This window comes from Streptomyces sp. NPDC092045 (genome assembly GCF_044756005.1).
Classification (GTDB): Bacteria; Actinomycetota; Actinomycetes; order Streptomycetales; family Streptomycetaceae; genus Streptomyces.
In genome coordinates, this window is sequence record NZ_JBIVSC010000006.1 from 202,613 (window position 1) to 229,474 (window position 26,862).

Sequence of the window (26,862 nt, forward strand, 5' to 3'; positions counted from 1 at the left end):
ACCCCATGACGTGACAGAACGTCAACTCTGTGACTGGACAAGACACATGAGGTGGGAACACGCACACGAAAGGCGCCGGACGGCCATCGGCGGGAGGTCTTCCCGGGAGGGCCCGCGGACGGTACGGGGGTGAGCGGGCGATGAGTCTCTTCGGACAGGACCGCTCCTTCCTCCACGCCCTCCCGGCGGCCGACCGGCGGTCCCTGCTCGCCGAGGGGGTCCGGCGCGTCTACGACCCCGGGGAGGTGATGATCCGCGAACGCGACACCAGCGCCTACGTCCTCGCGCTGCTCTCCGGCTGGTCCGTCGTCTCCGTCGGCACCGAACGCGGCTCCCGGCTCATCCTCGCCCTGCGCGGAGCCGGCGAGGTCGTCGGGGACCTCGCCGCCGTCGACATGCGCCCGCGCAGCGCCACCGTCACCGCGCTCGGCACCGTCGAGGCCGTGGCCGTCTCCGGCGACCGCTTCCGCGGCTTCCTCGCCGCCCGGCCGCACGCGACCTCGCTGATCATGCGCCAGCTCGCCACCCGGCTGCGCAGCGCGGACGTCGAGCGCCGCGCGCTGGCCTCCGAGACCGTCCTCCAGCGCCTCGCCGCCCGGCTCGTCGAGCTGGCCGAACGCGCCGGACGGCGCGCCGACACCGGGACCGTCCTCGAACTCCCGCTGCCCCAGCACGACCTGGCGGCGGCCGTCGGGGCCACCCGGGAGGCGGTCGCCAAGGCGCTGCGCCTGCTGCGGGAGCAGGACGTCGTCCGCACCGCGAACCGCACCGTGATCATCCTCGACATGAAGGTCCTGGTGCTGCTCGCCGAGGGGCGCGCACGCCCCGGCGGAACCCCGGCGGACGAATCTCCGCCGGGTGTGTAAACGGCTACATCGCCGGCCGCGCGCGGCGGCCAGTCTGGACACGCACCACCACGGCGCCGACGGCACCGGGTCATCGCGAGGGAGTCCGAGTGGGCAGTGCGGGAGCGAACGGGACGGGGAGCGGTACGGGCGGAGCGTCGGGCGGGATCCACCGGTTCGTCGTCTTCGGCGACATCTGCGGCTCCGGAAGCCTGGACACGGCGGGGAAGGAGTGGCACCGCGCGGCGATGTACGCCGCCTTCGACGAGGCGTACGGCTCCGTCGGCGTCGAGCCCGGCACCTTCCACCAGGAGGACCGGGGCGACGGCATCCTCGCCGCCCTGCGCCCCGACGTCCCGCCGTCCCTCATGGTCGGGCGGTGGATCGACACCCTCTACGAGAGCCTGCGCGCCCGCAACGCGGGCCGCGACCGGCGGCTGCGGCTGCGCATCGGCATGAACGCCGGGATCGTCGTCCAGGACCGGCACGGGCTCGTCGGACGGGCGGTCGACCTCGCCGCCCGGCTCTGCGACAGCGCCCCGGCCCGGCGGATCATGGCGGAGGCGCCCGACGTCGACCTCCTCGTCGTCGTCTCCGACTGGCTGTACGGGAACGTGGTCGCCGACGGCGGCAGGTACGTGGAACCGACCCACTACCTGCCGGCCCGGGTCTCCTCCAAGGAGACCGACGAGACCGCCTGGTTCCACGTGCCGCGCAGGACCGCGCCGCCGCTGCCCGGACCGGACGGGGGACCGCCGCCCGGGGGGCGGCGGGAGCCGGCGGGGGGATCAGGGACCGGCGTTGGGCCGTCGCGGGGGGACGGCCCAACGCCCCGGACCGGAGGGGGGAGCCGCACGTACCACGTCGGCGGCGACCTGCTCGACGTCCACGGCAACACCATCCACGGCGGCTTCACCGGGATACGCAAGGAACCCGCGCCGAGGTCCGCCTCCGCACCGGAGCCCGAGCCCGCCTCCGGAGCGGTGCCCGAGGCGGGTGGGCCGCGATGAGCGACCAGGACGACGCGGCGCCGCAGGGCGACGGCCCGGACGCCGGCCGCGACGACCGGGCGGACGCGCACGACAGGGGTCCGGACCGGGGGGACCGCGGCGACCGGGACCGCGACCGGGGTCGAGACCGCGACCGCGACCGAGGAAGGGACCGCGACCGCGACCGCGATCGCGGCTCGCGCGGCGACCGGGACCGCGAGGGCGACCGGAGCGACGGCCCCGGCGACCAGCCCCGCGAGCCGAGCGTCTTCGAGGCCGCCGACCGGGGCCCCCTCGGCGGCGAGAGCGACACCGGCGGCGCCGCCACCGCCCACCGGGCCGTCCGCACCTGGACGGGCGGCGGCCCCGACCGCCTGACCACCATCCACGGCGACGGCACCGTCTTCGAGGGCAACCAGATCTTCGCCCTGTACGGTTCCGACCGCGCCGCGCACTTCGTGCAGGGCCCCGTCCCGGCCGAGACGCTCGACCACCTCGGCCGGGTGTACTGCGCCACCGCCGGGTACCCCCGGATGCGGGAGCGCCTCCGCGCCCACCGGGTCCTCGTCCTGTGCGGCGAGCCCGGCAGCGGCCGCAAGGCCACCGCGCTCGCCCTCCTCGACGAGCTCACCGGCGGCAAGGTCTTCCGCCTCGACCCCCGCCACGGCGTCGACGAGATCACCGAGGAGGCCGTCCAGGAGGGCGGCGGCCACCTCCTGGAACTGCTCGCCGAGGACGTGCGCGCCGAGACCGAGCCCCGCCCCGCCCGGGGCGGCGAGCACGCGCCCGCCGTCCGCCGCCCCGCCGTCCGCCTCTCCGAACTGCACCTCGACCGCTTCGGCGAACTGCTGCGCGGCCGGAACGCGTACGGGGTCGTCCTCGTCGAGAACGGCGAGCTCGCCGACCGCCTCCTGCGCGGCCGGTACGGGGCGTACTGCGCGCCCCCGCCGGCCGACGAGGTCCTCCACCGGCACCTCTGGCACCACCTGCGCGCCGAGCCCGACGAGGCCCTCGGCGCCGCCCGGGCCCGCGCCCGGCGCCGGGACGTCGTCGAGGCCCTCGGCCTGGAGGAGCTGCGGCCGCGCGAGGCGGTCCTCCTCGCCGACCACCTCGCCCGGCACTGGCGCGGCGAGGCGACGGACGACGAACTCCTCGCCGAGTGCGCCGGCTTCGTCCGCTCCCAGGCCCGCGAGTGGTTCGCGGGCGCCGACCGGCCGGGCTCCCTCCCGGAGGCGCTGCCGGCCCTGGGGGCCGGGGCGTTCCGCGTGGCCGTCGCCGTCTTCGACGGCTCGGCCTACAGCCTCGCCGCCGAGGCCGCCGAACTCCTCGCCTGGGAGCTCGCCGTCACCCTCGACCCCGAACACGCCCCGGGACGGCGTCTGTTCGGCACCCACGCCGAACACCGGCCGGTGCGGGCGCGGGCCGTCCTGGAGGACGGCGAACTGGACCTCGGCCCGGCCAAGGTGCCGGTGCGGGCCGTCCGCTTCCAGGGCGAGGCGCTCGCCCGCGCCGTCCTCGGCGAGATCTGGCACGGCTACCACAACGTCCGCGGCCCGGTGGCCCGCTGGCTGCGCTCGCTGTGCGACGACCCGCGCCCCGAGGTGTGGGTCCGGGCCTCCGTCGCCGCCGGGGTGCTCTGCTCCTGGGACTGGATCCACGGCTTCCGCGAGCTGGTGGTGCCGCTCGCCGCGACGGACGAGCCCAGGGCCCGGATGGCCGCCGCCACCGCGCTCGCCGAGGCCGCCCGCGACCCGCGGGTCCGGCCGGCCGTCGCCGCCGTCCTCAAGGACTGGGCGGCGTCGGACGAGGACCCCCTCGTCACGACGGCCCTGCTCGCCCACGGCTACGTCCTGGCCGCCGGAAGCGTCTCCGGCTCGCTCGACGCCCTGGCGCGGGTCGTCAGGACCCGGGAGGCCGGCGACGTCGACGTGCTCGTGCCCGCCTCCTTCAGCGTGGCCCGGCTGCTCGCCTCCGGCGACCCCGACCCCGTCCTGGAGCGGCTCCACCGCTGGCTGGAGGACGGCCGGCTCAACCTCGCCAACCTGGTCCACTTCGCCGTCATCCGCGCCCTGAGCACCCGGACCACCCATGTGTGGGGGCTGCGCGAGGTGCCCGGGCTCGACGGCCACGCGGCCCGGCCCCTGCTCGTCGCGCTGCTCGCGACCCGGCCCGACCTCGCGCCCCGACTCGGCGCGCTGGTGCGCCACGCCCTCACCACGGCCCGCTCCGGCGAGGCCGCCCTGGAGGCCCTCGGCGGCATGCTCCGGCGGGCCGCCAAGGACCCGGAGGCTCTCGGGCACGTCTGCGTCCTCCTGCCGCTCCTCGCGGTGGAGCGCCGGGACCGGGACCGGCTCAGGGGACTGCTGAACGAACTCGTCCGGGACCGCGACCGGCCCCTGGACAGGAACGCGGCGCACCGCATGTGGGACGCCGTGACGGAAGGAGCGAGCCGATGACCGGGCCCGAGCAGAACGGGAACGCGCGGTCCGACGGGCGGGCGCGGTGGGACGGGCGGGAACGCGACGGGCGCGACCGGGACGGGGACCGGCGCGACGAGCGGGCCCGGGACGGGGACGGACGGGTGGACGACGGACGGGAACGGCGGCGGAACGACGAGCGGGGCCGGGGGCACGAGGAGGGGCGCGACGGGCGCCGGTACGGAGAGGACCGCGACGGGCGCCGGCGGTACGACCGGCAGAACGGCGGGCGCCGCGACGCGGACGCCGATCTCGACCTCGACCTCTACCCGGACGGCGACCCGGGCCGGGGCACCGCTCCGGAGCAGGTGAGCGGACGGGTGCGCGGCCCCCTCCTCGGGGAGTACGCGCCCCCGTACCGCCGCCGGAGCGGCAAGGTCGCCGCCGTCCTGCTCTACCGCAACGGCGGCCACCGGGTGGTCTGGCCGGACCGCGTCGAGGACGTCAACAAGCCCGTGCTCGGCTTCCCGTACACCGTCTTCGAGGTCCGGCTCGGCCGCAACGTGACCGAGTTCAGGCTCCGGCTCCCGGCCGCCGGGGACGGCGTCTTCTTCGAGGCCGTCGCCAGGGTCCAGTGGGTGGTGACCGACCCGTACCTCGTCGTCCAGGAACAGGTCGAGGACGTCGCCGAGCTGCTGCGCGACGAGCTGCTCGACGGCCTGCGCAGGCTGTCCCGGCGCTTCCGCATCACCGAGGCGCAGCGCGCCGACGAGGCGGTGCGGGCCGAACTGAGCGCCGGGCGCCTGGCCTTCGGCCGGGACATCGGACTGCGGACCCGGGTCCTCGTCTTCATCGACCTGGACGCCTCCGTCAAGGCCGAGGTCTCCCGCCGCGACCGCGTCGACGTCACCATGGAGGCCGACCAGCGCGTCGCCGAGGCCGAGCGGCGCAGGGAGGCGGCGGAGCGCGCCCTCGTCGCCGACCGCGCCCGCGAGCTCGAAGCCCTCTTCCGGCGCGGCGACCTGGCGCAGATCGCCCACCACATGGCGATGCACCCCGACAAGCAGTGGGAGATCCGCTCCCAGCTCCAGCGGGAGCGGCGCGAGGGCCAGGAGGACTACCTGGCCGTCTTCAACCGGCTGCTGGACACCGGGGTCCTGGAGCGGCACGACATCGGCGAGCAGATGTACCAGGTGCTGATGTACCTGCGTTCCCAGACCGGCACCGTCCTCGGCGGGATCACCGACCGGGTGCTCAACCCCCCGGGCGACGCCCGGGGTCGCCGGCTCGCCCTGGAGGACGCCGTTCCGGAACCGCGCCGCCCGGACTGGGACGAGGAGCGGGGGGAGCGCGGGGCCCCCGGGGACGACCGCCGTGACTCCCGGGTCTACGAGCCGACCCGCGTCGAGTCGGGCTCCGAGCGGGAGCGCGACCGGGAGCGGGAGAGGGGCGACGGGAGGGACCGGGGCCGCGAGGGCGGGCGGTCGCGGGACCGCCACGAGGGCGGTCCCGACGACGGACGCGACCGGTACGAGCCCTACGACCCGTACGAGCGGACCGACCGCTACGGCCGCTACGAGCGGACCGACCCCTACGACCACGAGGGCGGCGACCGGCCCCGCCCGACCGCGCGCCCGGCCCGGCCCAGCGCGGAGTTCGACGACTGGGACGACGCGTGACCGCCCCCGACCCGGCGGCCCCCGCACCCGCGCCCCCGCCCGCACCGGAGCCCGTCCCCGCGTCCCCGTCCCCGCCCGCACCGGAGCCCGTCCCCGCGTCCCCGTCCCCGCCCGCACCGGCCCCCGTCCCGTCCGAGGAGCTGCGGTTCATGGCCGAGCGGCTCCTCGGCACCGTCCGCGAGGACATCGGGCGGGCCGACACCAAGGCCGCGATCCTGCTCTCCGGCGCCCTCGCCTTCCTCGCGGTCGTCTTCTCCGGCGACCACGGCCCGCTGCCCGCGGCCGGACCCGCCCTCGTCCTCCTGACCGCGGCGGGCGTCCTGTGGACGGCCGGGGTCGTGATGCTCGTCTCGGTGGTCCTGCCCCGCACCCGGATCGGGGCGGACCGCACCCTCCTGCGCGAGCTGACGACCGGACCGTCCGGGCCCGTACTGCGCGAGCGGCTCGTCGCGTCCGGCACGGACGCCACCGGCTGGCTCCTCGAACAGGCCGGGGTGCACGGGCTCGTGCTCGCGGCGAAGTACCGGTGGCTGCGGCTCGGCGTGTGCGCGCTCGCGCTCGGCACCCTCCTGGCCCTCTTCGGCGAACTGTGGTGAGAGAGAAGAAGATGCAGTGGACCAACAGGGGGAGCGTCCTGCTCCTCGCCGGGGCGCTCCTCGCGCTCTCCGGACCGCTCGCGGCGCCCGCCGCCACCGGCGCGGCCCGCACCGTCGCCGGCCCGGCCGCCGACCCCGCCGAGGGCCCCGACCCGATCGACTTCGCCGTCGTCGTCGACCAGTCCGCGAGCCTGGCCCAGAAGGACCTGGACCGGGAGACCGACGCGGCCGCGCTGATCGCCCAGGGCGAGATATCGGAGCGCTCCCGGGCCACCGTCATCGGCTTCGGCAGCTCCGAGAAGCCGGGCCAGTCGCCCGTGCGCGAGGTCTGCCCGCTCGTCGTCGCGGACGCGGCGGGCCGCGAGCGGCTCTCCGCGTGCGTCCAGGAGCTGCGCCGCCGCGACACCGCCCGGCTGGGCCCCGGCACCGACTTCCCGGCCGCGATCCGCCAGGCCGTCGCCCGCCTCGCCGGGGCCGGCCCGGCCCCCGGCGCCGGGCCGGGAGCGGGGACGGACGGGGCGAAGCCGCCCGCCACCCCCAAGGTCCTCTTCCTGCTCACCGACGGCCGGCTCGACGTCGCCGACAGCCCCGAGTACGGCACCGACCCGGACAGCCGCCGGGCCAACGGGGCGCGGCGGCTCACCGAGGAGCTCGCCCGCGCCCGCGCGGCCGGCGTCCAGATCTGGCCGCTCGGCTTCGGCACCGAGATCGACCGCGCCGCCCTCACCGCCATGGCCGCGGGCGGCCACCGGGGCGCCTGCTCCGACGTCCCCGGCTCGGCCCCCCACCCGCGGGTCGTCGGCACCTCCGCCGAGATCGACAAGGCGCTCCAGGAGACCTTCGCCGCCGCCCGCTGCGCCCGGGTCGCGCACGGCACCGTCGGCCGCCCGCCCGCCGACCTCACCGTGACCATCCCGCCCCTCGCCACCGACGGCTCCCTCACGGTCTCCAAGCACGACCCGAAGGTCCGGGTCACCTACTACGACCCGGCGGGCCGCGAGGTGCCCGTCCGGGGCGAGTTCGACGGCTCCGCCTTCGAGGTCAGCGGCCAGGACGGGCCGGTCGAGGCGCTGCGCGTGAAGAACCCGCTGCCCGGCCCCTGGCGGGTGCACATCGAGGCGCCGGAGGGCCACCGCGACCGCGAGGTCGCCGTCCGGGCCATCTGGCAGGGCCGCCTCCGCTCCGACGTCACCCTCGACCCGGCCTCCCCGCGCGCCGGGGAGAAGGTCACCGTGCAGGTGCGGATGCAGACCCGGCGCGGCGTCGTCATCACCGACCCCAGGCAGCTCGCGGGGCTCAGGGCCTCGGCCGAACTGAGCGGCGCGGGCTTCGCGCCCTTCGCCTTCCGGCTCGCCGACGACGGGCGGGCCCCGGACGCGAAGGCGGGCGACGTCCGCTTCACCGGCACCTTCACCCTGCCCGCCGGGGCCACCGGCGACCTGGAGCTCGTCACCCGCATGGAGGCGCCCGGCATCACCTCCGACCGGCGCCCGCTGCACGCCCGGCGCGGCGAGGACGCCCCGCTCCTGACCGCCGGACTCACCGTCGACCGCGCCCCCGTCCACCCCGGCGGCACCGTCCGGGGCACCCTCGACGTCACCAACAACGACTCCGCGCCGCACACCCTGCGGCTCGCCCTCCAGGACGGATCCCCCGGCGCGGGCCTCGCCGTCTCCCCGACGCCGGTCACCGCGCCCCCGGGCCGCAGCACCCGGGTCCCCTTCACCGTCACCCTCGGCCGCGACGCGCCCCTCGGCGAACTCGGCGGCCGGATCGCGGTCGTGGACACCGCCGACGGCGACCTCGTCCTCGACACCGCCTTCCTGGACGTGCGGGTGGAGGCGCCGCCCACCTGGTGGGACCGGTGGTGGAAGCACGTGGCCGCCGGAGCCGCGCTCCTCCTCGCCCTCGCCGCCCTCGCGGCCGTCCGCCTCGCCGTCCGGCGCCGCCGCCGCGACCTCACCGGCGCCGTCCTCGAACTCCACCGGGAGGGGCGGTCCCTCTTCAAGCTGACCGTCGGTCCCGGGCGGAGCAGGAACGGCGTCTTCGCCTTCACCGTCGACGAGCCGTACGGGGCGCCGCCGACGCTCCGCAGGGTCGGCGGCACCGCCGTCTCCACCGCCCACGTGCTGCGCCGTGACGGTGCCGGCGCCCTGACGCTCCGCCCCCGGGGCGGGGCGCGGGTCCCGGTCGTGCCGGGCGAGCCGATCGGCCTGGACGCGTACGAACTCGTCGTGCGGAGCGGCGGCACGGCCGCCCCGGGGACCCGGTCCGGGGCAGGGTCCGGACCGGGGGCGCGGCCCGGTGGGCGGTCGGCGGGGGCTCCGGGGTCCCGCGGGTTCCCGTGGCCCCGGCGGTCCCGCGCCCCGGGCGGCACCGGGACCGGCGCCGCCCCCGGCAGGGGCTCCGACCCGGGCTCCGGCTCCGGCCCGGGGACCGGGGCCGGCTTCGGGGGCCCCGGCGGGTCCGACGCCTACGACCGCAACTTCTGAACGGGTACCGAGGAGACGACATGAAGATCTACCAGCCCATGCTCTTCGTCGGACTCGGCGGCACCGGCGGACGCATCGGCATCGAGCTCGAACGCAGCCTCCGCCGGGAGCTGTGCGGCCCCGACGGCACCGACCTCGTCGACGGCGGCCGCCGCCTGCCCTTCCAGCTCCCCGACTGCCTCCAGTTCGTCTACGCCGACTTCAGCGAGGGCGAACTCCTGGGCCAGCCGCAGTTCCGCGCCAGGGGAGCGGAGGGCGCCGCCTACGCCCGCACCTCCCGCATGGTCCGCGACCTGCTCCCCACCGACCTCGAAAGCTCCCCCGAGGTCGCCCGCATGCTGCGCGTCTCCCTCGACGAGGAGACCCGGCACTGGCTGCCGCCCCAGGCCCGCCAGCCGCGCGTCGCCCCCCTCAACCACGGCGCCGGACAGCTCCCGACCGTCGGGCGCTCCGCCCTCTTCGCGACCCTGCGCTCCGGGCTCGACCCCGTCGTGCGCCAGCTCCGCGAGGCGATCGGCGCCATCGGCCAGGCGGCCGGCGACCTCAAGCGGGTCGGCGGCGGACGCATCCGGGGCTGCGACGTCTTCGTCGCCTTCTCCGTCGCCGGCGGCACGGGGGCCGGCATCTTCTACGACTTCATCCACCTCGTCGGGCACGAGTTCCGCAACGCCAAGGTGCCCGGCGTGAAGATCTACCCGCTCGTCGTCATGCCCTCCGCCTTCCCGCCCGAGGGCGGCGGCGGACGCGAGGCCGAACTCAACGCCGCCCGCGCCCTCGTGGACCTCTCGCGGCTCGTCGACGACCAGAACGTCCCCGACGCCCCCGACACGGTCGGCGACGTCCGCGAGCGCGGCCGGCTCAGCGTCACCTACCCGGTCGACGGGACCGTCGCCCTGCGCCCCGCCACCATGCAGACCGCCTTCCTCTTCTCCAAGCCGTCCGTCATCGGCTCCGAGGACCTGCGCCGCTCCATCGCCGCCATGGTGATGTCGCTGATCGGCACCGAACTCGGCGAGGAGCACGGCGCGGTGAACCGCGCCGACGACGACTACCAGTCCTTCGCCGCCAGCTTCATCAACAAGAGCGTCGAGCGCGCGACCCCGGCCCGCACCGGCATCGGCTACCGGGGCATGTCCACCAGCCTCGCCGCCTCCCTCACCGTCCCCGTCGACGACCTCGCCGAGATCGTCGCCGCCCGGCTCCTCGCCCAGGCCGTCCGCGGCATGTCCGAGCGGGCCCGGCGGCCCGCCCGCGACGGACAGGACCTCGTCCGGGACCTCTTCACCCGCTCCGGCATCGGCCGCCTGTGGAGCCGCGAGGCCCCCGACGTGCCGCTGCCCGAGCAACTGCCCCGGGGCAGCAGGGACATCGCCCAGGAGCTGAACCAGCGCCTCCACGACATGGAGGACTCCCTCCAGCGCCTCGACGTGCACCTCTCCCGCGAGGTCCCGCGCCTCACCGAGGACTTCAGGCCCGGCGCGGGCGCCCGCGAACTGCTCGGCCTCGTCGGCCCGTTCATGCTGGAGACCGTCCTCGCCGGACTGCCCGGACACCCCGACCGGGTGGCCAGGGAGGGCTTCACCGGCATGCTCGACAACCGGCGCAACGACCCCGAGCGGCCGCCGAACGTCCAGACCTCCGCCCCCGCCGTCCCGCACGTCAAGGGACCGGTCGGCGGACTCGTGCCGGCCCGGTGGACCGACCCCGACGTGCAGGACGCGCTCGCCGCGCAGGAGGCCTGGTACCAGTGGCGGGCCCGGGTCCTCTGGCACCGCGGCTGGCAGGCCGGCGAGTCCCAGTGGCGCCCCTCCCTGAACCGCGTCACCCACGAGGTCGCCGAACTCGCCAGGGCCCTGCGCGCCCACGAGCAGGACGAGGCCAAGTCCTTCGCCGAGAGCCGCCGCAAGCTCTACCGCGACGACCGCGCGGGCATCGCCTACCTGCTGCCCCCGCAGAACACCCTCCGCGCCTTCTACGACGACGTCGTCGACCGGCTCGCCCAGAGCGAGGGCCTCCCGGAGAGCGCCGACGCCGCCACCCTCCTCGACCGGCTGGTCGGACCCGACGACTGGCGGCGCGCCCTGGACGCCGTCCGCTCGACCGGAGCGGCGGTCAAGGAGGTCAAGCAGGTCGTCGAGCGGCGGGTCAAGCGCCTCTTCGGCGAGGCCAACGACGACGTCTTCGCCCGCCCCCTGCTGCCCTCCATGGAGCTGCTGCTCCGGGCCGCCTCCGGCGACGGGACCGCCGAGTCGAAGGTCGACCCGCGCTGGCTCGACCAGTTCCGCTCCCGCCTCGCCGGACTCCTCCCGGTGGGCTTCGTCCCGGACGGCAGCGGCCCCCTCAAGATCCTCATCGTGCACCCGGCGAGCGAGTCCGACGGACGGGCCGCCGACTTCCTCTCCCAGGAGCTCAACCTGCCCCCGCGGGTGGTCCCCGAGTGCCGGGCCGTCGACACCGACTCCATCACCGTCGTCTTCTTCCGCAGCGGCATGAACCTCACCGACATCTCCGAGGTCCGCGGCGTCCTCAGCCTCTGGGCCGAGGCCCGCGACTCCGGCGGCGAGCACGACTTCCTGCACTGGCGCCAGCGGCTCGGCTACCAGGACGACTGGCTCGTCTCCACCGAACAGGACCGGCAGCGCATCCTGCACCGGCTGCTCTGCGCCATGTGGAACGGCCACATCACCACCGAGGGCCCGGCCGGCTCGCCCCACCTCGTGCGGATCCGCCTCCAGGAGGGCGAGTCCGCGACCATGACGCTGCGCCTGGAGGACTTCGACGGCTCGCTCTCCAGCTGGGCGGGGCTGCTGCGGGCGTACGAGCGGTGGGCGCTGCTCGACGAGGGGCAGATCATCGAGCAGTTCTGCGAACGGCTCATGCGCGCCCTGCCCAAGGGCCTCGCGCAGGTCCCGGTCCCCCCGTCGCCGCTCTTCACCCGCTTCGTGGAGGAGGTGGCGCCGCGCCAGCTCGCCCTCGTCGACGCGTTCGCCGCCGAGTACGGCGAGGCGGACACCGAATGGCTCGCCCCGCTCCGCCACTTCTGGTCGGTCACCTACCCGGGCGCCCTCGCCATGCGCTTCCCCAGCGCGGCCCACGCCACCCGCTCGACCCTCCGCGCCCTCTACGAACGCCACGCGCCCCGACCGGGCGGGAACGGGAACCACCAGCCCGGCCCCGGCGCCGTTCCGGGGCAGGGGCAGGGGCAGGGGCAGGGGCAGGGGTACGGACCCGGACCGGCGCACGACAGCCCCCCTCCCGGGTACGGGAACGGCCCCGCGTACGCGAACGACTCCCCGTACGGGAACAACCCCCCGTACCCGAACAGCTCCCCGTACGGGAACGGCGGTCCCCCCGGAGGGCACGGGAGCGGTGCCCCGGGCGACCCGTACGCCTCCCGCGGGCAGCGGCCCCCCGCGCCCTCGTCCGTCTTCGAGGAGGGCTGGGAGCAGGAGCCCGAGCCCGACTTCGACGGCTACTTCGCGGAACCGGGCTCCGGGGACCGGAACGGCGGGACCGAGTGAGCGCGCGCGTCCTTCCCGAACGGCCCCTGCCCGGCCACGCCGTCTGCCTCGACCTGCGGGCCGCCGGAGACGGCGGGCGCGACCCCGGCGCCGCCGTCCGCGCGGCCCTCGACGCCCCGCAGCCCGACGGCCGCCGCCGCTTCCTGGTCGTCGACGAGGCCGACCGGCTCGTCGCCCACCAACTGCTCTACGAGCGCCTCTCCTCGTACGGGCCCGCCCACGTCGTCTGCCTGGCCGTCGGCACCGAGGACGGGCGGACCCTGCGCCGGACCCTCGCCCTGCGCCCGCCCGCCGCCGGCGTCCTGTGGCTGCTCGGCGCCCCGGACGACGGCGTCCCCGCCGAGTCCGTCCTGCGTCCGCTCGTCGACGTCCTCTCCACCCCCGAGGTGTACGACGCCGTGCTGCGCGCGCTCGGCGAGGTGGTGCACGGCGTCGCCGTGCCCGCCGCCCGCGTCCTGGAGCACGACCTCACCGACGAGGCCAGGGCGCGCGCCTGGCGGCAGGCGGTGGAGGGCCTCGCGGGACCGGACGTCCCCGTCGGCACCGTCTCCGCCGACCAGGTGCCAGGCTCCCTCGCGCTCCTCCTCGACGACGGCGTGCCGAACTCGCTCTCCGGCCACCACTGGCTGCCGCCCGGAGGCCGGGCCGGGGCCCGGCTCGCCGCCTGCGAGGAGGCCGTGGGCGACGCCGTCGAAGGGTACCGGCGGGTGCGGGGCCCGGCCGGGCTCCTCGCCGGGGCGGGCCGGGACGCCGACCTGCCGGGCGACGTCGAGCGCGCGGCGGAGGAGCTGGGCCGCTTCCGCGCCGCCGTGGCGGACGCGTTCGGCGTGGCGGGCGGCGCCCGGCCGACCGCCGAGCACCGGAGCCTGCTGCGGGACCGGGGCGTCGAACTCCCCGAACTGCCCCGGGAGATCACGCGCACCGGGATCGTCCCGGCCCTGCGCGACCACACCCACGACCTGATCGGAAAGGGGCTGCCGCTGCGTTCCGTGGCGGCCCGGCTCTCCGCCCTGTCCGCGCGCACCGCGCCCGTGGGCAGCGCCGCCCGGCTCGCCCGGCTCGACGCCCTCTGCGGCCCGGAGCGGCTGCGGAGGCTGAACGCCCGGCACCCCTTCACCGCCGGCGGCCCGCGCCCGGCGGCCTTCGCCGTCACCGGGCTCCTCGCCCTGCTCGCCGGGGTCTGGCCGGTCCTCGGCTGGGTCCTCGGGCCCGCCGTGGGCGTCCTCGCCGCCGGCCTCGCCCGTCTGATGCTGCGCCGCCGGCCCAACCGCTCCCCCGACGGGCGGATCGACGGCGGCGGCGCCACGGGCGCGGCGCCCCGGCTCCTCGGCGGCGTGCTCGGCGGCCTCGCGGGGGCGCTCCTCGGCCGGTTCCTGGAGCCGCCGGCGTGGGCGGGGGCCGTGGGCCTCGCCGTGTCCGTGACGGCGGTCGTCCTCCTCGCGCTGCGCGACTGGACGCGGGCCGTGGACGACTGGTGGGCCCGGGCGGACCCGGAGGAGGCCTGGCGCATCCTGCGGGAGGTCCACGCCCTGGTCGTCACGACCGCCGTCCACGACTGGCTCTTCGCCGAGGTGCGGCACCACTGCTCGGCCGGGGCGGGGGCCGTGGCCCGGCTGCTCCGCGTCCTCGCGGAGACCGCCGACGCGCACGGCGGTGCGTACGCCCGGCCGTCCGCGACGGCCCCGGGCGACCGGCCGGGCGCGCCGCCGCCGCCGGCGGGACCGGACACCGGCACGGCCTCCTGGAGCTGGGAGGACTGGGGGGACGGCGGGGAGGAGGACCTCTGGTCCGACACGGACGACGACCCCCCGGCCTCCGGCCCTCCGGACCCGCCCCCGGCCGCCCCCTCCGCGTCCTCCGGGCCCTTCACGCCCTCCGGTTCCTCCACGCCTTCCACGTCCTCGGCGTCCTCGGCGTCCTCCGCGCCGTTCCCGTCCGGCCCCGACTTCCCGTCCGGCCCGGACGCCGGAGTCCGGGCCGGGCCCGCTCCCGTCCCCGCCTGGCTGGAGCGGCGGTACGGGGACGGGGGCCCCGCGCTCGTCGACACCCTGGTGGGCGACCTGGTCGCCGGGACCGTCCTGATCCTCGACCGCTGCTGGGCGGGGATCGAGCACGACCCGGCCGCCGTCGCGGCGGCGGGCCACGAGGAACGGCTCGCGGAACTCCTGGCCGAGACCCGCCTCCGTCTCGAACGCGACGTGGCCGCCTCGCCGCCCCCGTACGAGGGCCTCCACGCCCGGGGGGCGCCCGTCGCCGCCTTCGCGGACCGCGCCGACCGGCCCGACGCGGCCCGGCTCACCGGCGTGGCCCCGGACGCGGTGGCCCGGCTGCTCCTGGCCGAGGACGATCCCGGCCGCACGGTCGTGCTCTGCGGCCCCGAGCACCTGCGGCTGCTCTCCCACGACCCGGCCGCCGCCCGGCAGGTCCGCTTCGTCCCCGAGGCGATGCGGCGCGGCGCGGCGGGGGACGACGTCTGGCGGGGCACCCCCGAGGACGTGGTGTGGACCGGCGCCGGACGGCACGCCGGCGTCCTCCGTCTCGTACCGCTGCGCGCGGACGTCGTGCACACCGTCCGCGCCGAGGAGGCGGGAGAACCGTGACCGACCCGAACCACCCGAACCACCCGAACGAGCCGAACGAGCCGGGCCGTCCGGCCGGCCCGCGCCACGACGGCGCCCCGGACGCCCCGCGCCCCGGCCGGCCCCCCGAACCGGGCCGGGCCCTCGACCCCGACCACCCCGACCACCTGGGCGAGCCCGTCCCGCCGCCCCACCCGTACTACCAGGAGCTGGAGTTCCTCACCCACCGGGAGGTGCCGGTCCGCTTCGCCGTGCGGTACGGCGAGGACCGCAGGCCGCCCGGCCGGCCCGGGATCCTCGCGCGGCGGGCGGTCCTGGGCGCGGGCGCGCACGTCCTCCAGTACCGGCTGCCCCCGTCCGCCCTGAGCGACCCCCGCGCGTACGGCCTCCTGGAGCGCGAGGTGGCCGCCGCCGTCGCCCTCGAACGGCGCTACGGGACGGAGCGGTTCGGCGCGGTCTTCGCCCGGCTCGTCGGCTTCGACCTGACCGCGCCCGAGCCCTTCGTCCTGTACCGCCCGTCCGGCGGCCGTCCGCTCTCCGAGTGGGCCGGCCGCCTCGGCGCCGAGGACCAGGAGCGGATCACCGGCCAACTCGCCATGGCCGTGAGGCTCCTGGAGGACACGGGCCTCGTGCACCGGGCCGTCACGCCCGACACCGTGCGGTGGGACGGCTCCCGGGTGCGGCTCTGCGCGCCGTACGCGGCACTGCGCTCCGGAGAGCCCCGCGAGCCCTTCGGCACCGCCCCCTGGGCCTCGCCCGAACAGCGCGCGGGCCGGGGCGCCACCGATCCGCGCGACGACCTGTGGTCCGTCGCCCAACTCGCCTACCACCTGCTCTCCGGCCGCCCCGACCGGGGCGAGGGCCCGCCGGCCGACCTCGCCGACTACCGCCGCCTCGCCGCCCTGGGACAGGCCGGCCTCTTCGCGGCGGACGCGGCGGACCGGCCCCCGCCGGCCGGGCTCATGCGGCTGCTGCACGTCCCCGACCCGCTCGCCGCCCGCGCCGGGACGGCCGACCCGCTCGACCGGTGGCGGGCCGAGTACGACGTCCAGACCGCCCGGAAGCGCGCGGTCGCCGGAGACCCCGGGCCGGGCGCGGGACCGGGGACCTCCGGGGAGGGCCCCGCGCGGGACCCGCGCCCGCGGCGCGCCTCCCTCCTCGACCGGATCTTCGGCGGCGGGAGCGGACCCGACCGGCCCGCGGCCTCCGCCGCCCCCGCCGGACCGGCACCGGAACCGCCGCCGCGGAGCCGGATGTGCCCCCACTGCCTGCTCCCCGTCGCGTACGACGAACGGCTCCTCGTCACCATCGACGCCAAGGGCAACCGCATCCCGCTCGACCTCGGCGCCGAGCGCCGCCCCCACCACGTCGCCGACGCCCTGCGCAAGGCGTACCACCTGTGCCCGCACACCGTGGACGGCGACGAGGAGCACGAACTGCCCGTCCCCTACCTGACCAACGGCGAACCGCTCTCCGTCGCCCTCGTCGGCAGCTCCTCCGTCGGCAAGACCCACCTCCTCGCCGCCATGCTCGGCGAGGTCGAGCTCGGCGGCCTCGAACCGTACGGACTCAAGTGCCGGCCGCTGAACCCCGAGGCGCACCGCGCCTATCTGCGCGAACGCGTGCAGAGCCTGCAACAGGGCCGTCAGCTGGGCCGCACCGGGCAGCAGACCTTCGCCCGGTTCGCCGACGGACTGCTCGTCCAGGCGGGCGGCGCGACGCCCCGGCCCGTCGTCTTCTTCGACCTCGCGGGCGAGGACCTCGCGCAGGACGGGGAGGTCGGCCGCTTCCTCATGGGCGTCGACGCCTTCGTGTTCGTCCTCGACCCGCTGCGCGCGCTCCGGCTGCCCGCGCTCGACCCGCTGCGCGAGCAGAGCGGGCTGCGGCGCCGCGAGCTCGGCGACGAGGCCTTCACCACCGTCCTCAACCGCGTTCCCCGGCGGCGCGGCGGACTCGTCGCCGCCCCGGCCGCGCTCGCCGTCAACAAGAGCGACCTCGTGCGCTTCGAACCGGCCGTCGACCGCTGGCTCGGCCGGGCGCTCCCCGGCCGGTACGACCCCGCCGCGCTGCGGGCCGAGAGCCGGGACGCGTACGCCTTCCTCGCCCACCACGCCGGCGCCGCCTGGCTCAAGCCCTTCGACGACTGCGCGGACTGCACGCTGCACTTCGTCGCCGCGACCGGCGGGCAGGCGCGCGGCGACCGGTTTCCGCACGGGGTCCGGCCGCGCCGGGTCCTCGCACCACTGCTGTCGCTCTTCGCCTCGTGCGGGCTGCTGCCCGGGGCGGAGCCTACGGAGGGGATCGTCCGATGACGCGGTCGGAGAACGAGGTCGACCAGATCGTCTTCCGCTGGGACAGCGAGAACCTGTCCGGCACCACCGGCTTCGGACCGGTCGCGTGGTCCGGGCCGCGCGACGAGGCGGAGAACCTCTTCCGGATCTCCGCCCCCGTGCTGCGGGCGAGCGGCGAGGAGACCCGGCCCGCCCTCGTCCGGCTCCAGCGGCGCGCCGACGTCATGCTGATCCGGCGCGCCCCGTTCACCGGCGCCGACGGCGGCACGTCCGTGCTCTGCCACGCCCTCGTCGGCTCGCCCGCCCTCCTCGAACCCTCCTTCTGCCTCGGCCTCCACGCCTGGAACTGGGAGGGCTCGGCCCTCGACGCCGCCGGGGTGCGGGGACGGCTCCCGGCCGTCCCCGAGGACGTCCTCGTCCCGGCGACCGGCCGGGGCCAGGGCGAGCTGGACGACTCCCTCGCCTACGCGGCCGACGAACTCACCGGCACGGTCGCGGAGCTGCTGCGCCACCCCGACGAGCGGTTCACCGTCCTCGACGAGCGCGGCAACACCGCCTGCCCCGTGCTGTGGGGGTTGCACAGCATGTTCGGCGCGTCCACCGAACGCCGCTGGACCTTCGCCACCCACGACACCGTCGAACTGAGCGCGCTCCGCTTCTCGTTCGTCGGCCGCTGGGCGGGCGCGGCGAGCCGCAACACCGGCCGCCGCCGCGTCGATCCGCGCGAGCGGTACGACGACCGGGCGGAGGAGATCGCGGCCGGGCTCGTCCGCCACCACCTGCGGGGGGTCGCGGAGGGGGCGGGCCGCGAGTACGCGGTCGGCAGCGCCCTCCACGCCGCCGCGACGGCCCGCAGCGCGCCCCTCCTGGAGACGGCGGCCCGCGCCCTGGACGCCCTGGACCGCGGCACCGGCACGCCCTCCGGCCCGGAACCGTCCCCGCGGAGGGCCCGCGAGGAACCGCCCCACCGGACGGACCGCCCCGACCATCAGGACCGTCCGCACCACCCCGACCACCCGGACCGTCCGCACCACTCCGACCACCCGGACCGTCCGCACCACTCCGACCACCCGGACCGTCCGCACCACCCCGACCGTCCGCACCACTCCGACGGCCCCGAACACTCCGACTGGCCGAAGCACCTGAGCCGCACGGAGTACTTCGGCCGCGCGGAACGCCCCGACCGTCCGGAGGATCCCGCTCGTACGGACCACTCCGCTCGTACGGACCACTCGCCCGCCCCGGAACCCCCGCCCGCACCCTCGTCCGCCCCGGAGCCCGCCCCCGTACCCCCGCCCCCTCCTCCCTCCTCCCCTCCCGCCGTCCCCGCCGTCCCCGGCCCCCCGGCCGCCCCGCCTCCCCCCGCCGTTCCCGTCCGCTCCCATCCCCGCCCCGTCCTGCCCTCCGTCGCGCCCCGGTGGACCGGGCCCGGGAAGGAGGGGCGGCCGCCGTGGCGGCGGGCGCGGGAGCGGGAGGACGAGACCGGGCTCGTGTACAAGCTGCCGCCCGCGCGCACCACGGAGGAGGCCCGGGAGCTCGTCGGGCGGTCCGGCGACCGGGAACTCCTCGACGCGCTGCGCCGCCCCCAGACGGACGGCTCCCGCACCCTCCTCCTCCGGGAGGCCGCCCGGCGCCTGCCGTCCTGGGAGCACCGGCTGCGCCGGGAGCTCTGCGACGCGGTCCTCGGCCGGGACCTCTGGGCCGTGGCCCCGTCCGGGACCCGCGGCGGGCCCGGCGAACCGGCGGAGGAGCAGCGCGCGGCCGACGCCGCCGAGCTGTACCGCTGGGCGGTCCGCCCGCTCCTCGGCGCCGGCGACGCCCCGGCCGGCACCGTCGCCGAGCTGCTCTCCCGGCTCCGCACGAGCCCCGAGCCGTCCGCCCGGGAGGCGTTCTGGCTGATCGTCGAGGGGGAGCGCCCGGGGCTCCCGGACGCGGTCTGGCTCGCCCTCCTCAAGGAGGCGTACGGACTCTCCCGCGCCCCGCACCGCCCGGCCGCCGCCCCGGCCGCCCCGCCGCCCCCGGAGGACCCCGGCGACGGCTACACCCGCCGCTTCCTGCGCCGGGGCGCGGTGGTGCTCGGCGTCCTCCTGGCCGCGATCGTCCTGGCGGTGCTCGGCAAGCTCCTCGTCTGACGGCCCCGGTCCGACGGCCCCGGTCCGACGGCCCCTGTCCGACGGCCCTGTGCCGAAACACGGGCCGCACGGGCCCCCCTCCGTCAGGATGGACCCATGGGATTCCATGTCGATTCCGAGACCGGGCGGCTGCGCCGCGTCATCCTCCACCGCCCCGATCTGGAGCTGAAGCGGCTCACCCCGACCAACAAGGACGCCCTCCTCTTCGACGACGTGCTCTGGGTGCGGCGGGCCCGGCAGGAGCACGACGGCTTCGCCGACGTGCTGCGGGACCGGGGGGTGGAGGTGCACCTCTTCGCGGACCTCCTGAGCGAGTCGCTCAAGGTGCCGGCCGCCCGCGCGCTGGTCCTGGACCGGGTCTTCGACGAGAAGGAGTACGGTCCGCTCGCCGCCGACCACCTTCGGGCGGCCTTCGACTCGCTCGACGCCGTCGCGCTCGGCGAGGTGCTCGTCGGCGGGATGACGAAGCGGGAGTTCCTGGCGGCGCACCGGGAGCCGACCTCGGTCCGCTTCCACGCCCTCGACCTGGACGACTTCGTCCTCGGCCCGCTGCCCAACCACCTCTTCACCCGGGACACCTCGGCCTGGATCTACGACGGCGTCTCCATCAACGCCATGCGGTGGCCGGCCCGGCAGCGCGAGACGGTCCACTTCGAGGCGATCTACAAGCACCACCCGCTCTTCACCGGGCCCGAGGCGGGCGCCTTCCACCACTGGTCGGAGGGGCAGGCGGACTACCCGTCGACGATCGAGGGCGGGGACGTCCTGGTCATCGGCGACGGCGCCGTGCTCATCGGGATGAGCGAGCGCACCACCCCGCAGGCGGTGGAGATGCTGGCCCGGGGCATGTTCGCGGCCGGTTCGGCGCGCACGATCGTCGCGCTCGACATGCCGAAGCGGCGCGCGTTCATGCACCTGGACACGGTGATGACGATGGTGGACCAGGACACGTTCACCCAGTACGCGGGGCTCGGCATGCTCCGCTCGTACACGATCGAGCCGGGGGACGCGGGGCAGCCCCTGCGGGTGACCGACCACCCGCCGGAGCGGATGCACGACGCGATCGCGGCGGCCCTGGGGCTCCCCGAGATCAGGGTCCTGACCGCCACCCAGGACGTGCACGCGGCCGAGCGCGAGCAGTGGGACGACGGGTGCAACGTGCTCGCCGTGGAGCCGGGCGTGGTCGTCGCGTACGAGCGGAACGTCACCACGAACACGCACCTGCGCAAGCAGGGCATCGAGGTGATCGAGATCCCCGGCAGCGAACTGGGCCGGGGGAGGGGCGGCCCGCGCTGCATGAGCTGTCCGGTGGAGCGGGACGCCGTCTGAGCCCCCGGGCGGGCGCGGGAGCGGCGGGGAGGGCGCGAGGAGGGGGGCGGGGAGGGCGCAGGAAGGGGGCTGTATATAAATGTTGAAGTTCGTATAGACTTCCATGGTCCCCGACCGCCGTCCCCCGACCGTACCCACAGGAGCGCGACCCATGGCCACAGACCTCATCGGCCGCCACTTCCTCAAGGAGCTGGACTTCACCGCCGAGGAGCTCCGGGGGCTGGTCGCGCTCGCCGCCGACCTCAAGGCCGCCAAGAAGGCGGGCGCCGAGGTGCAGCGGCTGCGCGGCCGGAACATCGCCCTGATCTTCGAGAAGACCTCGACCCGCACCCGCTGCGCCTTCGAGGTCGCCGCCTCCGACCAGGGCGCCTCCACGACCTACCTGGACCCCGCGAGCTCCCAGATGGGCCACAAGGAGTCGGTCAAGGACACGGCCCGCGTCCTCGGCCGGATGTTCGACGGGATCGAGTACCGGGGGGACAGCCAGGCCGCGGTCGAGGAGCTCGCCGCCTTCGCGGGCGTCCCCGTCTTCAACGGCCTCACCGACGACTGGCACCCCACCCAGATGCTCGCCGACGTGCTCACCGTGACCGAGCACACGGCCAAGCCGCTGGACGAGGTCGCCTTCGCCTACCTCGGCGACGCCCGCTTCAACATGGGCAACTCCTACCTCGTCACCGGCGCCCTGCTCGGCATGGACGTCCGGATCGTCGCCCCGAAGGCGTACTGGCCCTCCGGGGAGGTCGTCGACCGGGCCCGCGAGCTCGCCGGGAAGAGCGGCGCCACCGTCACCCTCACCGAGGACGTGGCGGAGGGGGTCCGGGGCGCCGACTTCGTCGCCACCGACGTCTGGGTCTCCATGGGCGAGCCCAAGGAGGTCTGGGACGAGCGGATCGCCTCCCTCGCCCCGTACTCCGTGACCATGGACGTGCTGCGCGCCACCGGGAACCCGGACGTCCGGTTCCTGCACTGCCTGCCGGCCTTCCACGACCTGGGCACCGCCGTCGGCCGTGACATCCACGCCCGGCACGGCCTGGCCGAGCTGGAGGTCTCCGACGAGGTCTTCGAGTCGGCGCACTCCGTCGTCTTCGACCAGGCCGAGAACCGGATGCACACCATCAAGGCGGTCCTGGTCGCCACCATGGCCGGGACCGGCCCCGGCACCGGGGCGTAGCGCCGCGCCCGATGGGGTGAACGCGCGGGGCGCGGTTTACGATCGCACGGTTCAGGGGGGTTCGGGCGGATAGGCCCGAACCCCCTCTCGCGTGCCCGCACCAGAAACGAGAACCCCCGCATGCCCCCGTCCGCCGCGCGGATCAAGACGCCGCAGCAGCTCATCGCCGAGTCCGGCGCCGACCTCGAAGGCCACGGCCTCAAGCGCACCATGGGCCTCTTCCAGCTCGTCTGCTTCGGCGTCGGCGCGATCGTGGGCACGGGCATCTTCGTCGGCCTCTCCGACAGCGTCGCGGAGGCCGGCCCCGCCGTCGTGGTCTCCTTCGTGCTCGCCGCGGTCACCTGCGTCTTCACCGCCTTCTCCTTCGCGGAGCTGGGCAGCGCGATCCCGGTCTCCGGCTCCTCCTACTCCTTCGCCTACGCGAGCCTCGGCGAGCGGGCCGCCTTCCTCGTCGGCTGGTGCCTGCTCCTGGAGTACGGCGTGTCCGTCTCCGCCGTCGCGGTCGGCTGGAGCCAGTACCTCAACGAACTCCTGGACGGCCTGGTCGGCCTGCGGCTGCCCGACGCGCTCTCCGCCGGACCGGGCGAGGGCGGCGTGGTCAACGTGCCCGCCGTGGTCGTGATCCTGCTCGCCGCCGGCCTGCTCGTGCGCGGGGTCCGCGAGAGCGCCCGGGCGACCGCCGCCATGGCCGTCCTCAAGATCGGCATCCTGATCGTCTTCTGCGCCATCGGCTTCTCCGCCTTCCAGGACGGGAACCTCTCGCCGTTCACGGGCAGCGGCGCCGCCGGCATCACCGCGGGCGCCTCCGTGGCCTTCTTCTCGTACATCGGCTTCGACGCGATCACCACGGCCGGCGAGGAGGTGAAGAACCCGCGCCGCGACATCCCGATCGCCATCCTCGTCTGCATCGGGCTCGTCACCCTGCTCTACTGCGCGGTCGCCCTCTCCGCGATCGGGGCGATCGGGGCCGACGCCGTCGCGAACAGCCCGGCCGCGCTCTCGGTCGTCGTGGACGAGGTCACCGGCTCGTCGGTCGGCGGCGGGATCGTCGCCTTCGGCGCGGTCGTCGCCATCGCCTCCGTCGTCCTCGCCGTGATGTACGGCCAGACCCGCATCCTGATGTCGATGTCCCGCGACGGACTCGTCCCCCGGGTCTTCGAGCGGGTCTCCCCGAAGACCTCGACCCCCGTCGCCAACACCTGGATCGTCGCCGCCGTCTTCGCCGTCCCGGCCGCCTTCGCCCCGCTCGACGTGGTCGTCGACCTGACCACCATCGGCACCCTGGCCGTCATGGCGGTCGTCAACCTCGCGGTGATGGTGCTGCGCCGCCGCGCCCCCGAGCTGCCGCGCTCCTTCCGGGTGCCGCTCTTCCCGCTGAGCCCGGTGCTCGGCATCGGCTTCTGCCTGTACCTGATCTGGGGCACGGGCTGGACGACCTGGCTCCAGTTCGCGGTCTTCCTGGTGGCGGGCGGACTGCTGTACGCGGCCTACGGGCGGCGCAACTCGCGGCTCGCCGCGCGGTAGGGCGCGTCCGGCGGACCGGGGCCCCGGCCGTGATCCGCCGGACGCGCCCCGGGGGGAGGCCACGGGACGGTCACCCCTCTATCGCGTACTCGTGACGACGGTCACAGGACGGTGATACGCTCCGAGATGGAGGAAGGAGGCCGTTCCGGATGAGCCCCTTTACCGGCTCCGCGCCCCGCACCGCACGCTGGCGACACCTGCGCCTGGACGTCGACGAGGGCGTCGCCACCGTCACCCTCGCCCGGCCCGCCAAACTCAACGCCCTCACCTTCGGCGCCTACGCCGACCTGCGCGACCTCCTCGCCGAGCTCTCCCGCGAGCGGACCGTCCGCGCCCTCGTCCTCGGCGGCGAGGGCCGCGGCTTCTGCTCCGGCGGCGACGTGGACGAGATCATCGGCGCCACCCTCGCCCTCGACACCGCCCGGCTCCTCGACTTCAACCGGATGACCGGCCAGGTCGTCCGTGCCCTGCGCGAATGCCCCTTCCCCGTCGTCGCGGCCCTCCACGGCGTCGCCGCGGGCGCCGGGGCGGTCCTCGCGCTCGCCGCCGACTTCCGGATCGCCGACCCCACCACCCGCTTCGCCTTCCTCTTCACCCGGGTCGGCCTCTCCGGCGGCGACATGGGCGCGGCCTACCTGCTGCCCCGGGTCGTCGGCCTCGGCCACGCCACCCGGCTCCTCATGCTCGGCGAGCCCGTCCGCGCCGCCGAGGCCGAGCGCATCGGCCTGCTGAGCGAACTCACCGAGGAGGGCGCCGCCGACGCACGCGCCGCCGCCCTCGCCCGGCGCCTCGCGGACGGCCCCGCGCTCGCCCTCGCCCAGACCAAGGCCCTGCTCACCGCCGAACTCGACATGCCCCTCGCCGCCTCGGTCGAACTGGACGCGGCCACCCAGGCCCTCCTGATGCACGGCGAGGACTACGCCGAGTTCCACGCGTCCTTCACCGAGAAGAGGCCCCCGAAGTGGCGGGGCCGCTGACCGCGCCGGGCGCCCCGAACCCCCACGGGACCCGGGCCGCGCCCCCCTCCCCGTCCCGCGTCGCCGTCGTCGGCGGCGGCCCCGGCGGGCTCTACGCCGCCGCCCTGCTCAAACGGCGTGACCCCCGGCGCGAGGTCACCGTCTGGGAGCGGAACGCGCCCACCGACACCTTCGGCTTCGGCGTCGTCCTCTCCGACGAGACCCTCGGCGGCATCCGGGAGGCCGACCCCGTCGCGTACGCGGCGCTCGACCGCGAACTCGTCCGCTGGGACGACATCGACGTCGTCCACCGGGGCCGGCGCACCACCTCCACCGGCCACGCCTTCGCCGCCCTCGGCCGCCGCCGCCTCCTGGAGCTCCTGCACGCCCGCTGCGCCGACCTCGGCGTACGGCTCCGCTTCCGCGCCGAGGCCCCGCCCGCCGCCGAACTCGCCGCGGCACACGACCTGGTCGTCGCCGCCGACGGCGTCCACAGCCGCACCCGCGAGACGTACGCCGCGCACTTCCGCCCCCGGATCACCACCCACCGCTGCCGCTACATCTGGCTCGCCGCCGACTTCGCCCTCGACGCCTTCCGCTTCGAGACCGCCGAGACCGCACACGGCGTGATGCAGCTCCACGCCTACCCCTACGGGCCCGCCTCCTCCACCGTCATCGTCGAGGCCCGCGAGGAGGTCTGGCGCGCCGCCGGACTCCACGCCCTGGACGAGGCCGGATCCACCGCCCGCTGCGCCGAGATCTTCGCCGGGGCGCTCGGCGGCCGGAAGCTGCGCGCCAACAACTCCGCCTGGACCGCCTTCCGCACGGTCGTCAACGACCGCTGGTCGCACGGCAACACGGTCCTCATCGGCGACGCCGCCCACACCGCGCACTTCTCCATCGGCTCCGGCACCAAACTGGCCGTCGAGGACGCCCTCGCCCTCGCCGACAGCCTCGACGCGCACGGCACCATGGAGGAGGCCCTGGCCGCCTACGAGGCCGGGCGCCGCCCCGCCGTCGCCTCCACCCAGCGCGCCGCCGCCGCCAGCCTGCACTGGTTCGAGGAGCTCGCGGACCGCGTCGACCGCCCGCCCCGCCGCTTCGCCTTCGACCTCCTCACCCGCAGCCGCCGCGTCACCCACGCCAACCTGCGCCTGCGCGACCCGGCCCTCACCGCCGCCGTCGAGGACGACTTCGGCTGCCCGCCCGGCACCCCGCCCATGTTCACCCCCTTCCGGCTGCGCGGACTGACCCTGCGCAACCGGATCGTGGTCTCCCCCATGGACCTGTACGTCGCGCGGGACGGCGTCCCCGGCGACTTCCACCTCGTCCACCTGGGTTCCCGGGCCCTCGGCGGCGCCGGACTCGTCATGACCGAGATGGTCTGCGTGAGCCCCGCCGGCCGCATCACCCCCGGCTGCACCGGCCTCTGGACCGACGAACAGGCCGCCGCCTGGAGCCGGATCACCGACTTCGTCCACACCGGCGCGCCCGGCACCGCGCTCGGCGTCCAGCTCGGCCACTCCGGCCGCAAGGGCTCCACCCGGCGCATGTGGGAGGGGATCGACCAGCCGCTGCCCGAGGGCAACTGGCCCCTCGTCGCTGCCTCGCCCCTCCCGTACCGGCCCGGCGTCAACCAGATCCCGGCCGCCCTCGACCGCGCCGGACTCACCGCCGTCCGCGAGGAGTTCACGGCCGCCGCCCGGCGTGCCGCCCGCAGCGGCTTCGACCTCCTCGAACTCCACGCCGCCCACGGCTACCTGCTCTCCGGCTTCCTCTCCCCGCTCACCAACCACCGTGCCGACGCCTACGGCGGCGACCTCGAAGGACGCCTCCGCTTCCCCCTCGAAGTCCTCGACGCGGTGCGGGAGGCGTGGCCCGACGACCGGCCCCTGACCGTCCGCGTCTCGGCCACCGACTGGGCCGAGGGCGGCACGAGCGCCGAGGACGCCGTCGCGATCGCCCGCGCCCTCGCCGCGCACGGCGCCGACGCGATCGACGTCTCCACCGGCCAGGTAGTCCCCCACGAGACCCCCGCGTACGGCCGCTCCTACCAGACCCCGTACGCCGACCGCATCCGCAACGAGACCGGCGTCCCGGTGATCGCGGTCGGCGCGATCTCCTCCTGGGACGACGTCAACTCCCTCCTCCTGGCGGGCCGCGCCGACCTCTGCGCCCTCGCCCGCCCCCACCTCTACGACCCCCACTGGACCCTCCACGCGGCGGCCGAACAGGGCTACGAGGGCCCGGCGGCCCCCTGGCCCGACCCGTACCGCGCGGGCAGCCGCCGCCCGCCCACCGGCCGCCGCGACCAGGAGGCCCCCTGAGCCGGGACCGC

15 protein-coding genes are annotated in these 26,862 nt (G+C 76.3%); all 15 read left to right on the forward strand.

Annotation, left to right across the window (positions count from 1 at the left end; translation table 11 throughout):
* Positions 1 to 140 precede the first annotated feature (140 nt).
* The 15 genes from ACIQKA_RS18860 to ACIQKA_RS18930 all read left to right on the forward strand — a co-directional run bounded on the left by ACIQKA_RS18860 (position 141) and on the right by ACIQKA_RS18930 (position 26,851).
* The gene (locus tag ACIQKA_RS18860; protein WP_402541609.1) at positions 141 to 866 is read left to right on the forward strand and encodes a Crp/Fnr family transcriptional regulator; all 726 of its coding nucleotides are present in this window, start codon (positions 141 to 143) and stop codon (positions 864 to 866) included.
* Positions 867 to 955: 89 nt separating this feature from the next.
* Positions 956 to 1,855 (forward strand): hypothetical protein, encoded by a 900-nt coding sequence (locus ACIQKA_RS18865; RefSeq protein ID WP_402541611.1) that lies wholly within the window; start codon positions 956 to 958, stop codon positions 1,853 to 1,855.
* A complete protein-coding gene (locus ACIQKA_RS18870) occupies positions 1,852 to 4,290 on the forward strand; it encodes a hypothetical protein (RefSeq protein ID WP_383432286.1) in 2,439 nt (812 codons plus the stop codon). Before ACIQKA_RS18865 ends, ACIQKA_RS18870 begins: the two co-directional genes overlap by 4 nt.
* Positions 4,287 to 5,930, forward strand: a complete 1,644-nt coding sequence (locus ACIQKA_RS18875; protein WP_402541613.1) for a hypothetical protein — start codon at positions 4,287 to 4,289, stop codon at positions 5,928 to 5,930. Before ACIQKA_RS18870 ends, ACIQKA_RS18875 begins: the two co-directional genes overlap by 4 nt.
* Complete coding sequence (locus tag ACIQKA_RS18880; protein WP_402541615.1) at positions 5,927 to 6,526, forward strand: Pycsar system effector family protein; 600 nt, start codon at positions 5,927 to 5,929, stop codon at positions 6,524 to 6,526. The genes ACIQKA_RS18875 and ACIQKA_RS18880 overlap by 4 nt, the downstream gene beginning before the upstream one ends.
* Positions 6,527 to 6,537: 11 nt before the next feature.
* Entirely contained in the window at positions 6,538 to 9,018 is a 2,481-nt protein-coding gene (locus tag ACIQKA_RS18885; protein ID WP_402541617.1) for a VWA domain-containing protein, read from the forward strand.
* 20 nt (positions 9,019 to 9,038) lie between these two features.
* On the forward strand, positions 9,039 to 12,539 hold the full coding sequence (locus ACIQKA_RS18890) for a tubulin-like doman-containing protein (protein ID WP_402541619.1): 3,501 nt from the start codon (positions 9,039 to 9,041) through the stop codon (positions 12,537 to 12,539).
* Positions 12,536 to 15,139: a hypothetical protein gene (locus ACIQKA_RS18895; RefSeq protein ID WP_402541620.1), complete on the forward strand. Its 2,604-nt coding sequence runs from the start codon at positions 12,536 to 12,538 to the stop codon at positions 15,137 to 15,139. Before ACIQKA_RS18890 ends, ACIQKA_RS18895 begins: the two co-directional genes overlap by 4 nt.
* Positions 15,136 to 17,430 carry a hypothetical protein gene (locus tag ACIQKA_RS18900; protein WP_402541622.1) on the forward strand — a complete coding sequence of 765 codons (2,295 nt, stop codon included), beginning with the start codon at positions 15,136 to 15,138 and terminating at the stop codon, positions 17,428 to 17,430. The genes ACIQKA_RS18895 and ACIQKA_RS18900 overlap by 4 nt, the downstream gene beginning before the upstream one ends.
* Positions 17,427 to 19,541, forward strand: coding sequence for a hypothetical protein (locus tag ACIQKA_RS18905; RefSeq protein ID WP_402541624.1), 2,115 nt, complete (start codon positions 17,427 to 17,429; stop codon positions 19,539 to 19,541). The genes ACIQKA_RS18900 and ACIQKA_RS18905 overlap by 4 nt, the downstream gene beginning before the upstream one ends.
* 96 nt (positions 19,542 to 19,637) lie before the next feature.
* Entirely contained in the window at positions 19,638 to 20,870 is a 1,233-nt protein-coding gene (locus ACIQKA_RS18910; RefSeq protein WP_383432299.1) for an arginine deiminase, read from the forward strand.
* A gap of 151 nt (positions 20,871 to 21,021) precedes the next feature.
* Entirely contained in the window at positions 21,022 to 22,044 is a 1,023-nt protein-coding gene (argF, locus tag ACIQKA_RS18915; protein WP_383151551.1) for an ornithine carbamoyltransferase, read from the forward strand.
* A gap of 120 nt (positions 22,045 to 22,164) precedes the next feature.
* Complete coding sequence (locus ACIQKA_RS18920) at positions 22,165 to 23,568, forward strand: amino acid permease (protein ID WP_383151550.1); 1,404 nt, start codon at positions 22,165 to 22,167, stop codon at positions 23,566 to 23,568.
* Positions 23,569 to 23,717: 149 nt separating this feature from the next.
* On the forward strand, positions 23,718 to 24,545 hold the full coding sequence (locus tag ACIQKA_RS18925) for an enoyl-CoA hydratase family protein (RefSeq protein ID WP_383151549.1): 828 nt from the start codon (positions 23,718 to 23,720) through the stop codon (positions 24,543 to 24,545).
* Entirely contained in the window at positions 24,542 to 26,851 is a 2,310-nt protein-coding gene (locus ACIQKA_RS18930; protein ID WP_402541646.1) for a bifunctional salicylyl-CoA 5-hydroxylase/oxidoreductase, read from the forward strand. Before ACIQKA_RS18925 ends, ACIQKA_RS18930 begins: the two co-directional genes overlap by 4 nt.
* Positions 26,852 to 26,862 lie beyond the last annotated feature (11 nt).

Coding starts and splice junctions, on each gene's coding strand:
- ACIQKA_RS18860 (WP_402541609.1), top strand. CDS start 141: ATGAGTCTCTTCGGACAGGACCGCTCCTTCCTCCACGCCCTCCCGGCG.
- ACIQKA_RS18870 (WP_383432286.1), top strand. CDS start 1,852: ATGAGCGACCAGGACGACGCGGCGCCGCAGGGCGACGGCCCGGACGCC.
- ACIQKA_RS18875 (WP_402541613.1), top strand. CDS start 4,287: ATGACCGGGCCCGAGCAGAACGGGAACGCGCGGTCCGACGGGCGGGCG.
- ACIQKA_RS18885 (WP_402541617.1), top strand. CDS start 6,538: ATGCAGTGGACCAACAGGGGGAGCGTCCTGCTCCTCGCCGGGGCGCTC.
- ACIQKA_RS18890 (WP_402541619.1), top strand. CDS start 9,039: ATGAAGATCTACCAGCCCATGCTCTTCGTCGGACTCGGCGGCACCGGC.
- ACIQKA_RS18905 (WP_402541624.1), top strand. CDS start 17,427: ATGACGCGGTCGGAGAACGAGGTCGACCAGATCGTCTTCCGCTGGGAC.
- ACIQKA_RS18910 (WP_383432299.1), top strand. CDS start 19,638: ATGGGATTCCATGTCGATTCCGAGACCGGGCGGCTGCGCCGCGTCATC.
- argF (WP_383151551.1), top strand. CDS start 21,022: ATGGCCACAGACCTCATCGGCCGCCACTTCCTCAAGGAGCTGGACTTC.
- ACIQKA_RS18920 (WP_383151550.1), top strand. CDS start 22,165: ATGCCCCCGTCCGCCGCGCGGATCAAGACGCCGCAGCAGCTCATCGCC.
- ACIQKA_RS18925 (WP_383151549.1), top strand. CDS start 23,718: ATGAGCCCCTTTACCGGCTCCGCGCCCCGCACCGCACGCTGGCGACAC.